At 37.7% G+C, this 13333-nt stretch carries 11 protein-coding genes; 1 reads left to right on the forward strand and 10 read right to left on the reverse strand.

Annotated features, from left to right (window positions below):
- Positions 1–22: 22 nt before the first annotated feature.
- The 8 genes from BW964_RS07660 to BW964_RS07695 all read right to left on the reverse strand — a co-directional run bounded on the left by BW964_RS07660 (position 23) and on the right by BW964_RS07695 (position 7178).
- On the reverse strand, positions 23–526 hold the full coding sequence (locus BW964_RS07660; protein WP_076506156.1) for a hypothetical protein: 504 nt from the start codon (positions 524–526) through the stop codon (positions 23–25).
- A gap of 92 nt (positions 527–618) precedes the next feature.
- On the reverse strand, positions 619–1983 hold the full coding sequence (locus BW964_RS07665) for a peptidylprolyl isomerase (RefSeq protein ID WP_076506158.1): 1365 nt from the start codon (positions 1981–1983) through the stop codon (positions 619–621).
- An 87-nt stretch (positions 1984–2070) separates the two neighbouring features.
- Positions 2071–2994: a PfkB family carbohydrate kinase gene (locus tag BW964_RS07670; RefSeq protein ID WP_076506728.1), complete on the reverse strand. Its 924-nt coding sequence runs from the start codon at positions 2992–2994 to the stop codon at positions 2071–2073.
- Positions 2995–3021: 27 nt separating this feature from the next.
- Positions 3022–3579, reverse strand: coding sequence for a gliding motility lipoprotein GldD (gldD, locus tag BW964_RS07675; RefSeq protein WP_076506159.1), 558 nt, complete (start codon positions 3577–3579; stop codon positions 3022–3024).
- Between the two features lie 44 nt (positions 3580–3623).
- Positions 3624–4658, reverse strand: a complete 1035-nt coding sequence (mutY, locus tag BW964_RS07680; RefSeq protein ID WP_076506161.1) for an A/G-specific adenine glycosylase — start codon at positions 4656–4658, stop codon at positions 3624–3626.
- A gap of 152 nt (positions 4659–4810) precedes the next feature.
- The gene (locus BW964_RS07685) at positions 4811–5284 is read right to left on the reverse strand and encodes a hypothetical protein (RefSeq protein ID WP_228431950.1); all 474 of its coding nucleotides are present in this window, start codon (positions 5282–5284) and stop codon (positions 4811–4813) included.
- A 64-nt stretch (positions 5285–5348) separates the two neighbouring features.
- Complete coding sequence (locus BW964_RS07690; protein ID WP_076506164.1) at positions 5349–6710, reverse strand: DUF5458 family protein; 1362 nt, start codon at positions 6708–6710, stop codon at positions 5349–5351.
- Positions 6711–6731: 21 nt separating this feature from the next.
- Complete coding sequence (locus tag BW964_RS07695; protein ID WP_073335473.1) at positions 6732–7178, reverse strand: type VI secretion system contractile sheath small subunit; 447 nt, start codon at positions 7176–7178, stop codon at positions 6732–6734.
- Positions 7179–7715: 537 nt separating this feature from the next.
- Here BW964_RS07695 and BW964_RS07700 point away from each other — a divergent pair.
- Positions 7716–8762, forward strand: a complete 1047-nt coding sequence (locus BW964_RS07700) for a hypothetical protein (protein WP_076506166.1) — start codon at positions 7716–7718, stop codon at positions 8760–8762.
- A 64-nt stretch (positions 8763–8826) separates the two neighbouring features.
- On the opposite strand, the gene BW964_RS07705 is transcribed toward BW964_RS07700, so the two are convergent.
- Together BW964_RS07705 and BW964_RS07710 are read right to left on the reverse strand one after the other, a co-directional pair.
- Positions 8827–10923: a M13 family metallopeptidase gene (locus BW964_RS07705; RefSeq protein WP_076506168.1), complete on the reverse strand. Its 2097-nt coding sequence runs from the start codon at positions 10921–10923 to the stop codon at positions 8827–8829.
- A gap of 337 nt (positions 10924–11260) precedes the next feature.
- Positions 11261–13318 (reverse strand): M13 family metallopeptidase, encoded by a 2058-nt coding sequence (locus BW964_RS07710; protein WP_076506730.1) that lies wholly within the window; start codon positions 13316–13318, stop codon positions 11261–11263.
- Positions 13319–13333: the final 15 nt, after the last annotated feature.

The following is a 13333-nucleotide window of genomic DNA, read 5'->3' on the forward strand; positions in this document are numbered from 1 at the left end:
GGGGGAAATTATCTGATATTAGCTATGGCTTTAAGCGGTACTTATTGAGTAATTCATCTATTAAAGGGCTTATCGTCATAAATTGATGAGCCAGTTTCAGGAGATCATCCTGGAGTTGATCATGTTTTAATACAACCCATCCTTCCATTAAGGTCAAAGGACCGTATTTTACACTGACATTCTCCCAGTTTTCTTTTTCCTTTTCAAAACGAGTTCTAAATTCTTCGGCGAAACTTCTGGCCGGGATCTTATAGGCTTTCAGCGCTCTTACTTTTAATGCGTGAATATTGTAATATAGCTTCCCTTCTCCAATTGATTTTTCGCTCACCCAAACCGAAAAAAAGATTCTGCCGGGAGCATTCAAGGGAGACTGTACATTACTGGCCCATTCAGGCTTATATATCTTTAATGCAACAGACTCAAGAATGATGTTGACAGAAAGCTGAAGTCCGGCATCATCAAAGTCTTTTTCCGAAATGGCATCAACAGCTTTCTGAAATTCCTGTTGATAAAAGTGTTCATCCATTGCTTTATGATTTTATTATCTAAAATATATAATTTTCCAGAAAACCAATCTGTATACAAAAAAAACCTTCAGAAATTCTGAAGGTTTTGTATTTATTTTTTGATTGATTCTTTTTTCCAGTTGGCTTTGAAGTTACATTTATCATAACGTCCGTCAATTGATATAAAGGTTGTCGGTAATTTAGAGTTGACAAACTTCTCAATCATTTCGTTACGCTTTTTGTTAAGCGCCATCTGCTTGATTCTGTTATAATCTGTTTCCAGCGTAATCTGGTGTGCAGGAATCACATCTTCCTGCTTAATGATCTTCACAACTTTTCTTTTATTGTCTTCATCTTCGAAAGCAGCTGTAATATCTCCCTTGTTCAGACCTGCCAATTCATAGCTGATGGATCCCGGAATACTTTCTCTTTCGATTTTATCAGAACCGTCTGCTCCTGCGATAATTCCTGCATTGAACTTGGTTTTCTTATCATCTGAAAATTTAAAAGCAGCATCTTTAAATGTGATCTTTCCAGCAAAGATCAGTCCTTTGATACTGTCTAGTTTTATTTTTGCCGTTTTTACTTCATCATCTGTAGGGGTCGCCTTTAGCAGGATGTGTCTAGCGTCATAAACTTTACCTGATTTTTTGATCAGCTGTATAATATGATATCCGAATTCAGATTCAATAGGATCTGAGATTTCATTTTCCTGAAGGTTTAGAGCCGCTGCTTCAAATGGCTTTACCATTTGTCCTTTGTAGATGTTTTTATACAAACCTCCGTTGGCCGCAGATCCTTCATCTTCAGAATAAATCCTTGCCTGGCTTTCGAAAGTTTCTCCTCCTGCAATATCCTGTTTGATTTTCTTTAATCTTTTAATCAGGTCTTCTTTATGAGCTTCTGTCAGCTTAGGATACATCATGATCTGAGCTAAAGAAATTTCATCTTTTACCTGTGGAAGCTGCATTTTGTAAAGGTTATAGAAATCTGTCACCTCATTTGGCGTAACGTCTGCTTTTTCAGTGATACGCTGATATTTTGCCTGCCCGTAATACTGGTCTATATCGATCTTTTCGATTGCATTTTTCATTTCAAATCCGTTTCTGAATTTATATGCAGTAAGCATTGTTTTTTCATCCGGGAATTGAGAGAGCAACTGACGGTATTTTGCATTGGCCTGCTCTTTAATGGCAGCAGAACGGTTTTCAATCAATGTATCTTTTTTGGCTTCGTATACAAGAAGTTTGTTGCTGATCAGGTTTTCAAGGAACTCACATTTGTCAGTTTCAGAGGCTCCCTGCTGTTTGGCATAGTTCATCTGCTCATTCACATCTGATTCCAAAACAATTTCATCACCGATAACAGCAGCAATACCATCCACTAACTCTCCTGGTTTTAGCTGAGCATTCATGTTTGAAGAGAATATCATCATGAAAATCCCAAGAAGAAAAGTGATTTTTAGTTTATTTGTCATTTTACTATTTTAAACAAGTTGCAAATTTAGAATTCTTAACGAATTAGTCTAAATTTTTTATTATAAATATTTCTTAAAAAGATTTATTTATTGCAGTTCGATATCGAATGTCGTTAATTCTTTGAATTGTCTCAATCTTTCGAACATATCAGATTCATTTACTTCCTGAATTCTTTCTGTTCCAAATTTCTCAACGGTGAAAGAAGCCATGGCAGAACCTACGATCAAAGCAGACTTCATCGTTTCGAAATCTACCTTTCCTTTTTTAGCAAGATAAGCGGCAAAACCTCCGGCAAAAGTATCTCCGGCTCCGGTAGGATCGAAAACTTCTTCCAGTGGAAGCGCAGGGATAGCAAATACTTTATTGTCGTGGAAAAGTAAAGCTCCGTGCTCTCCTTTTTTGATGATCACATAATCAGGACCCATGGTGTGGATCTTTTTAGCTGCTTTTACCAGAGAATACTCTCCTGAAAGCTGTCTTGCCTCTTCATCGTTGATGGTAATAACGTCTGTTTTGGCAATCATATCCATTAAAATATCCCAGGCTGAATCCATCCAGAAGTTCATGGTATCAAGGATAACCAATTTAGGACGGTTGTTCATTTTTTCCAATACGGATAACTGAACACCAGGGTGTAGGTTTCCAAGCAGAAGAATCTCTGCATCTTGCATAGAATCTGGAATTTTCGGATCAAAATTTTCTAAGACATTCACTTCTGTAGCTAAAGTGTCTCTGGTATTCAAATCGTTATGGTATTTTCCAGACCAGAAAAATGTTTTTCCTTCTTTTACGATTTCAATTCCTTCAATATTTACCTCTCTGTCTGTGAACATATCAAGATGCTCCTGTGGGAAATCTCCTCCAACAACAGAAACAATACCGGATTTAACACCTAAAATAGATGAAGTAATGCCGATATAAGTGGCTGCACCTCCTAAAATTTTATCCGTTTTACCAAATGGTGTTTCGATCGCATCAAATGCAACGCTTCCTACAACTAAAAGTTTCATATATTTTTCAATGTATTTTAAAGTCAATTATTTTTTCCATTCAAAAGTGTCCAGCAGATGTTTCATATCATTTTTGATATAGTTTACTGCCGGGGCCAAAGAATCCGGTTTGGGTCTTGTATTAAAGTATAAATAAGCAGTCACGAAATGTTTCGTACTGTCTGTAATGTAAAATTGAAGATTGGAAGCAGTCTGTCCTTTCAGCTCATAGAAGTTCCCGTATACTTTTTTATCAGGGTATTCAAATGACTTGGTATCTATGGAACTTGCTTTTACGGTATGCTCATAGACCATTTTCTCAGTTTCTTTGATATGGTCTGCAAAATCATTCTGTATCGGGTAATAGGTTACAAAAAGCTTTGCTTTCATTTTCGGGTAGTTGATGTAGTACCAGCACGGCCTTTTAGCATCACTAATGGATGCAAAATCTGAATATTCAAAGGTATAGGCACAGTTATTCTCAAACTTCTGATATTTCGGTGCAGGATATTCCAGACGGAGTTCACCATACGGTTTTGGAACATGATCTTTTCCACACGAAATTAAAAGCAATGACACGAAAATAAAAATGACGTTTTTTATCATTTTGCAAAAGTACAAATTAGATTTTAGATTTTGGGAGACAAATTTCAGTCTTTCAGTGCGTTTTGGATGTAGTTTTCCAAAGGCTTGGGAAAAGATTTATCGTGAGAGTCTTCAAAGTCTGTAATGAGGTAATGATTTTGTGCTATGAAACGGTCCCAAACGGCTTCTGAATCCATCTCAACGTTTGAAATTTCAATGGTCAGATTCTTATGGGTTAGTTTATGGGTGATCGTCTTTACGTTTCTGATGAATAGTTCCATATCTTCAGAAATAGTATCCGGAAACTCGAATAATTTTTTCCAGATAAAATCATCTTTTCTCTGCCGGATCAAAAACTGTCCGTTTCTATGGACGAAATAGTATTTCAACGCGAGATCCTGTGCTTTCACCTTTTTTGTTTTTACAGGATAATCTGATGTTTTATCAAGAGAAAATGCGAGACAGTCATCATTGACGGGACATTCCCCGCAAAGTGGATTTTTAGGTTTACAGATTTCTGAGCCAAGATCCATCATGGCCTGATTAAAATCGCCTACATTTTCCGGCATGACCAGTCCGGCCAATTGAGAGAAATAGGAAAAGGCCCGTGAGCTGGAAATATCAAAATCATCTGCAAAAATGCGGCTTAAAACTCTGTAAAAATTTCCATCAACCGCCGGCATTCTGCCTCCAAAACAAATGCTTGATACTGCAGCAGCGGTATATTTGCCTACACCTTTTAATTTTAAAATTTCTTCATAATCTGCAGGGAAAACTCCATGGTAATCATTCATGATCTGTTGTGAAGCTTTATGGATATTAATGGCCCGTGAATAATATCCGAGTCCTTTCCAATAAAGCAACACTTCATTTTCTTCAGCATCGGCCAGAGTTTTGACATCCGGAAACCTTTTAATGAAATTATTGTAATGATTCAGTCCCTGACTGATCCTGGTCTGCTGAAAAACAATTTCACAGATCCATATCTTGTAGGGGTCTTTTGTCTGTCTGAAAGGCAGATCTCTTGCATTTTTTCCGTACCAGTTCAATAATTTATTTCCAATATGGAGAAAATCTGAACTTTTATTATCTCTTTCCAACAACCTTAGTCTGTTTAAATGATTTTGAGGGAATTCTTAACTGCTATTATTTGTATCATGCTTCGACTTCGCTCAGCATGACAGGTTTATTTTAGTAACTGGCTTGCAACAGAAATATAGCAGATGTTAATTTCCCTTCTGCAAAGATAAAATTATTTATCCTTTTTAACGGAGTATACCGGAGCTGCTTTCAGCCACTGATATTTAAGGTTTCTTTCTGCGGCAATAAAGCGGTACCCTTCAAGTTTTTTCAGATAAAGATAGATGGAATCATTTTTAAGCTTAAGTCTCTGATCAGACAGAAACATGAATGGATAGTCTACAACAGAGTCTCTTATTGTTTTCATTATCTTTCCTGACCTTACTTTGTAAAGAAAGAATGTTTTTCCTCTTCCTTTTGAACTGTCGGTCAGTTTTACATTTCCACTTGCAATAACCAGCTCACTGCCGTCAAAGCATTCTTCTTCGTTCATGATGTAGGCTTTTCCTTCTGTACGCTCGTCTTTAAAAAGATCCACTGCATAATGATCCGGCGCTTCATATTTTTTTTCACATCCTGATAATACAATCAGCAGGAATACCGGCAGGAAAAAGCTTAAACTTTTTTTGATTACATTAATTTTCATATGAATTGGCAGTAAAAAACCGATGTAAAAATGCATCGGTTTGTTATTTAAAATTAGTTTTTTATTATTCCTGAGTGTATTGTGCATCCCATTCGTTACCATCATCTCCTTTGTGCCCGTCTAATTTAATAACGAAACTTTTTGTAGGGAAATAAGGGGTCATACGGATATCAAGCCATACTCTGTCTTTATTTGTTTTGTCCTGCTCAAAACGAACGATTTTGAATTTTTCAATCAATTTATCCGGACCTTTGATGTTATCAAGGAATGTTACGATCTGTCTTCTCAGATCATCTTCATTTTTGGCATTCCAGTTTTCGAAAGCTCTTCTGTTCAGGAAATCCAGTAAAACCTTAGTCACATAGTCGAATACACGTACTACTGAATAGGTCTGAAGACCGATATTATCACCTGTAAACAATGTTTTGGCAGAGAATGCCATGATCTTTCCATACTCGTTCACCATTGGAACCAGACCCATTTTTTCTAGCTGAGAAATTTCACTTTTCTTCAATTCGAATTTTACGGCGTCTACTTCATTGATGTTCCCGTGTTTTTTACCTGCTGCTACCTGAGACATCAGGGTTTTGTGGATTTTTCCAGCTAATGAAGTGGAAGGTGGAAGTTCTACGTTCTCTTCTTCTCCTACTTCTTCGGCTCTTCCTCTTCCTACCAGCCAGTTACACGTCATAATCACGTTACTTCTGTGGAGCTCACCTCCGGTAAGGTTAGCCGAGTGGAATAAGTCTACTACGTCATCCGGCTTATCAAGATTAGCAAAATCGGTAACCATCATTACTTTGTTTTCGTTACAGATCTTTGCCCATTTTTCAATGACTTTGTTGGATCCTAAATATCCAGGGATCGCCAGGATAGAATAGTTGTCTCTAAGATCTAAACGGTCATAATAATTCTTGAATTCTTCGGAAATAGCATCGATGAATAAAGGATTGTCAAGATCTGAAACCTGTTCCAGACTTGCATTAACAATGCTTACATTGTCTACTTTATCCAATTCTGTATTTTTGTAGAATTGAGCTACCGTTCTGTAGTTTGTTTCCAACAAACGTACTGCGTCAAGTGTATTTTTAAGATTGGTTTTTAAATTCTGATCGGCTGTTTGTGCTTTAGTTTTGCAGGTATCGGCCATTTTATCTGCAGACTCATTTCCTTCCAAAAGACTTACCCAAAGGTTTATTTTTTGAAGAAGTTCTTTTCTTTCGTCTGTTTTATTGCTATCAGTAAGAAAAATTTCTTTTCTTGCTTTTCTGGTAGGGTTCATATTGGCGATTCCGTCTACAACGGATTCAACAAAGCCAAAACCTCCCATTTTATTAAGCTCCGCAAGCGGGTTTCCTTTCGGTTGCCCTGAGTGTTGCTGCTGACCCTGCTGTTGGCTTTCTTGTGCCTGTAATTTGCTATCCATGATTTGATTTAGTGTAAATGATTATTTTTCAAGTTCTTGTGCCACATCTTTCAATACTTCGATGAACGCAGCTCTGGTCTGATCGTTCTCAAGCATATTACGCAGAATTTTATTGGTTTTCAGCTGACGTACGATTTTATTGTACTGCTCCTGCTCCATGCTAAGCTGTTGTAAATAGTCTGATTTCTGAGTAAGATTTTTAGGGGTGAAGTCTGCAAGATTTTGAAAACGGAATTCCTCTTCGATGACACCTCCATCTTCTGTTTCGTGCTGCACGGCTACAGAAGGCTGAAAATGTCTGAAGACATCGTCCACTGACTTTAATCCTGTGATGATTTCAGGGGTGTAAGATTCTTCGGTAGTAAGCTGGCTCACTATCAGCGATTTGTTCTCCTGTATTTCCTGAATAGCTTCATTAGCGTCTACTTTTACTTCGTTACCGCCAACACCATAATTAAACATTGCCATATTATTGTTATTTTGAGATTGTTGATTTTGGTTTGGATCTGTCTTTGAGTAATTTACCGATGAATCAAATAAATTACCAATCCAATGTTTAAATTTAAAAAAAAACTGTAACATACAAAATTTTGTCAAGATTTTTCTTGAATTATTTAATTTAACCCATAATATATATAACGTAAAATCATGACTTTACGATATCACTAAACTATGAAAAAATAAATAAAATCAACCATAGCATGATAAAATAAAATCCGGGTGCATTTTAGATTTATAAAAATGCATTAAACCCATGTTAAAATAAGAATTCCTCCGGCGTAAGGAAAAAATATTCTTTATATTTAACCTGAGTCCGGGATAATAAAATTTAGATGGTAAAACTGGAAAAAGGAGAATGGGAGTTATTAATTATCCTTGTCAAGGTTCAGAACCTTGACAAGGATAATGAGTGTTCAGATCCAAGTAAAACTTCATGACCATCATTAAAATAAACAGATCTTACCCTGAACTCATTTTATATTTTAAGTAAAGTAAAACAGAGCCATGAAAGATGTAAAAATCGCTTTTAGAAAACCAATATATCCTGTTTCAGAAGCATTAGAGTTGTATTTGGAAAAACATAACCGAACGACCAAGATTCAGTTTCTGTATGAAGATTTGCTGAGATTCAGTGACAGTGTCAATATTCTGGATAAGGAGGGCAAAGATACTTTGTGGCTCGGTGTATTGTATTCTGAATATGAGTTTAAGGAAATAGAGGCGAATTTAAATAAGATTTATACTCTTCTTCATTCTGACGGTGATGAGGCTACTTTACCTTATTTAAAAGTGGATACGATCGACTTCTGTACCTTTGGGAACTCTAAACCTTTTCGAATTCGGGTGAGAAATATTCTGAACGACAATTATACTAATTTTTACATTAAACAGGCTGATGCTTCGCGGATCTACGGACTGGAAATAGAAGACCTGCTTTCTCCCAACCGGATCAACTTTCTGATTTATAAAAACACTCTGATAGAAGAGCATATCTTGGGAATTCCGGGAGATGTTTTTATTCAGAAGCATTTACAAAACTGTTCAGAACCGGAAAAGGCGCAGATTTCCAAGGAATTTGTAAAATTCAATGAACGTTGTCTCATCGGGCTGCTAGGTGACATGCGTTCCTATAATTATGTTATTATTCCCATACACGATTTTGATCAGGTTATTTACAGAATCCGTCCTATTGATTTTGATCAGCAGAGTTATGAGGGGAATCTGAAAGTGTATCTTCCCCAGTATTTCAAGGAAAACAGCATCATGGTGAATATGGTTTTGGAAAAACTAAAGCCTAATTCTATAGAACAGTATCGTAAAGAAGTACGCTCACAAATTGTAAAAAGAGTAACCAGCAGTCAAAACAGATTCGATGAGCTTATTTCTATAATGAAAAAGGACAATATTGCACCGGAAGCTAATGTTACAGAGCTGAAAACCGCCTTGCAGAAACTTACTTATGATGTCAATTTCAAGTATTGCACAACCATGGGCGATGTTATAGAAACCGGAATCAAGTTTGTTCTCCGGAATTATAAGAAAGCCTATTAAAAAGAGAATCCATCTCCTATTGAATGGAGACGGATTCTTTCTTTTCTAACAATTTTTGGTTGTTTTACCAAATTTTTATTCTGTCCTGAGGCGCTTTGTACATTTTGTCTCCAGGTTTTATATCAAATGCTTTGCTGAATGCATCCTGATTTACCAGCGGACCGAATGCTCTGAACACTCCCGGAGAGTGCGGATCGGTCTTCACCTGGTTGATCATATACTGGTCGGTAGCTTTTGTTCTCCATACGGTAGCCCAGCTCATAAAGAATCTCTGATCCTGAGTAAATCCACTGATTTTCCCCGGATTTCCTTTATCCTTTAAATACATCTGAAGGGCATCATAAGCCACTGCTACTCCACCAAGGTCACCGATGTTTTCACCGCTTGTAAATTTACCGTTAACAAAACTTCCTTTTACCGGTTCGTAAGCGCTGTACTGAGCTGCCAGCTGTCCTACTTTAGCATCGAAGTTCTTACGATCTTCGTCTGTCCACCAGTTGTTAAGGTTTCCGTCACCGTCAAAACGGGAACCGCTGTCATCAAATCCGTGAGAAATCTCGTGACCGATAACGGCTCCGATCCCTCCGAAGTTTACGGCTGCATCAGCTTTAGGATTATAGAAAGGTGGTTGAAGAATGGCCGCCGGGAACACGATCTCGTTGTTTGATCCGCTGTAATACGCGTTCACAGTCTGTGGAGACATTCCCCATTCTGTTTTATCTACCTGTTTTCCTACTTTATCAAGACTTCTCTGATACTGCCATGCAGACACATTCTGAAGATTGGAATATAATGTTGCTCCTTGTTTTGGAGATTCCACTTTTAACTGGCTGTAATCTTTCCATTTGTCCGGATAGGCGATCTTCACGGTGAATTTAGACAGCTTTTCCTGAGCTTTCACCTTGGTAGCCGGAGACATCCAGTCCATATCATTGATATGGGTCTTGAATGATTTTAAGATATAGTCGATGTACGTCTCCATCTGAGCTTTTGCTTCCGGTGTGAAATATTTCTCAACATACAATTTACCGAAAGCTTCTCCAAGAACCCCGTTTACCAGCGTCAGTCCTCTTTTGTCCATCGGACGCTGCTCTTTCTGTCCCTGAAGGTATTTTGAATAGAAATCAAATCTGATCTGCTCCAGACTGTCATTCAGATTGCTGGCGTTACCGTTAATTAAATGGTATTTCAGATAATCTTTCAGAAGCGGAAGGTTCTTTTCAGTGATGAACTGATCCATATTCTGGTAATATTTCAGTTCGCCAATGATGACTTTATCCGTATTCACGCCTGCCTCCTTAAGATATTTTGCAAGATTGACATTTTTAACGACTCCTGAAAGTTCAGTTACATTCTTTGGATTGTATCTCAAGTTGGCATCTCTGTTTTGCTCAAGAGTCAACAGATAATTAGCCAGTTGTTTTTCAAAGGTTACCACATTCTGTGCAGCCTGTCCTGCATTTTTATTTCCCAAAACTCCGAACAGCTTCCCTACATAAGTCTGATATTCTGCTAAAGTTTTGGTATTGGCTTCATTGACTTTCTGATAGTAGTCTCTTCCTAATCCAAGATCAGGACCGCCCAGATATACCGCATTCATTTTAGAATTCTTCATATCTGCACTTACTCTCCATCCGTAGAATGAATTGTCGCCTAATTTTGTTGCTTCAAGAAGATATTTTTGCAGATCATTAAGGTTTTTGATGGCATCAATTTTTGCCAGATCTCCTTTGATAGGAGCCAGCCCTTCTGCATTTCTTTTGCTTACATCCATAAAAGATGCGTACAGATTCTGGATCTTCTGCCCTTCTGAACCTTCAGCATAACTTTCGGATAAAATTTTATTCAGAATATCCAAAGAAGCATCATCCACATTTTCTCTCAACGCATTGAAAGAACCCCAGCTAGCTTTATCTGAAGGGATCTGAGTAGTTTTCACCCAATTTCCATTCACATAGCTAAAAAAGTCATCCTGCGGGCGAACGCTTTTATCCATATAAGATAAATTGATTCCTTCTTCTTTTGCTTCTTCTTTGACAGGTTCTGTAACGGCAACCGTAGTTTCAGCTTTAGTTTCTGTACCAGCAGTTTTGGCCGCTCCGCATGAGTTTAAAAATACAATGCCGGAAAGGGCAAGTATTCCAATATTTAGCTTTTTCATTAAAAAAAAATTTTGATTGTATACAAACTTACCAAATATACGAACTTTGATAATAAATGATTAATAATAATTGGTATATGAAGTGGGAAATTGATGATTTAAGATTAAAAATTCAGAGTTTATAGGATATCTTTTGGAAATATAAACGAAGTTGAGATAGATGGGGAAACCACTCCCGGCAAAAATTTTTTGAATTTTCGCCACCCTTCCGGAAGAGGGGAATGATGGAAGTCGTTATTACAATTATCGTTCTTCCGATGCTAATCTATAACTCCCAACACCTATCACCACCTACCAAAAAAAGCAAAAACCGCTCATTGCTGAGCGGTTTGTATTTTTACCAGATTTTAATTCTTTCTTCCGGCGTTTTGTATAGTTTGTCTCCTTTTTTCACGTCGAATGCTTTGTAGAAAGCGTCAACGTTGATCAGTGGACCAAAACTTCTGAAGTATCCCGGAGAATGCGGGTCAGTTTTCACCTGATTCACCATATATTTCTCACTTGATAAAGTTCTCCACACGGTTGCCCAGCTTAAGAAGAATCTCTGATCCTGAGAGAATCCGCTGATTTTCCCTGGATTTCCTTTATCTTTTAAGTACATCTGAAGCGCATCATAAGCAATGTTTACTCCTCCTAAGTCAGCGATATTTTCACCGTTTGTGAAAGTTCCGTTGACGAAAGTTCCTTTTACCGGCTCGTATTTGTCATACTGAGCGGCAAGAGCTTTTGTTGCTTTTTCGAAGTTGGCTTTATCTTCCGGCGTCCACCAGTCTACCAGGTTTCCGTCTGCATCAAACTGAGCACCTGAATCATCAAATCCATGGCTCATTTCGTGACCGATAACGGCACCAATTCCTCCGAAATTCACGGCAGCATCAGCTTTAGGATTAAAGAAAGGAGGCTGAAGGATGGCAGCAGGGAACACGATTTCGTTGTTTACAGGGTTGTAGTAAGCATTAACCGTTTGTGGCGTCATTCCCCACTCTGTTTTATCAACAGCTTTTCCAATTTTTGCTAAATCTTTATTGTACTGCCATTCGCTGATGTTCTGAAGGTTTTTGTATAAAGTTCCACCTTTAGCTTCAGGAATGATCTCTAATTTCGAATAATCTTTCCACTTGTCCGGATAAGCAACTTTTACAGTAAACTTGTTCAGTTTAGTCATTGCTTTTTCTTTTGTTGTAGAAGACATCCACGCCAGGTTGTTGATGTGAACGGCAAAGCTTTTCTTTAAATAGTCGATCAGTTCCACCATCTGAGCTTTTGCTTCAGCCGGGAAGTATTTTTCAACGTATAATTTACCGAAAGCCTCGCCAAGAGAACCATTGATAAGCTCAAATCCTCTTTTGTTCAATGCTCTCTGCTCCTGCTGGCCTCTTAGATATTTACCATAGAAACCAAATCTCATATTCCCCAGTTTTTCACTTAAGTAAGAAGCACTTCCGTGAATCATGTGGAATTTTAAATAATCCTTGATCACGGGAAGATTCTGAGCATTGACTAATTTATCAAAGTTTTTGTAATACCCGATTTCTCCAATGATTACTTTATCTGTACTCACCCCTACTTTTTTAAGATAAGCAGGAATATCAACGCCTTTTACCAATGTAGAAAGTTCAGCCATTGTTCTTGGGTTGTACTGAAGCGTGTTATCACGGCTCTGCTCGTTGGTAAGATAAGTCTGTGCAATGCTTTTTTCATAATCAACGATTCCTTTCGCCGCTGCATCAGCATTTTTATATCCTAGCTCAGTCAACATAGAAGCTACATATTTCTGATATTCAGCAATGGCTTCCGTATTTTTTTCGTTTACTTTCTGATAGTAGTCTCTTCCTAAACCTAAAGAAGCATCTCCTAAGTAAACGGCATTCATTTTAGAGTCTTTAAGATCTGCATCCACACCCCATCCGTATAACGTATTTTCTCCGTCTTTCGTTACAGAGATCAGATAGTTCTGAAGGTCGGCAAGATTTTTAATCGCATCAATTTTATTCAGGTTAGCCTGAATAGGTTTGATCCCATCTGCATTTCTCTTCTCCATATTCATGTAAGAAGCATACAGATCCTGAATTTTTTTCCCCTCGCTTCCGTCTGCAAATTTATCTTTCAGAAGAGAGTTCAAAATAGTCATGGAATTGTTGTCTGTATCTTCAGCCAGTTTGTTGAAACTACCCCAAGTTGGTTTATCAGACGGAATTTTGGCGGTTTTCATCCAAGTTCCGCTTACGTAGTTATAAAAATCATCCTGTGGACGTACAGAAGTATCCATAAGGCTCATATCTAAGCCTTTATCGGTGCTGTTAACTGCTGTTTTCACGGCTTTAGCCTGTCCGTTCACGGTATTAAGTGAACAAACACCTGCCAATAAAAACAAAGAAAGCGTAAGTTTTTTCATTATGATAGCAAATTT

Source organism: Chryseobacterium shigense (assembly GCF_900156575.1).
Classification (GTDB): domain Bacteria; phylum Bacteroidota; class Bacteroidia; order Flavobacteriales; family Weeksellaceae; genus Chryseobacterium; species Chryseobacterium shigense.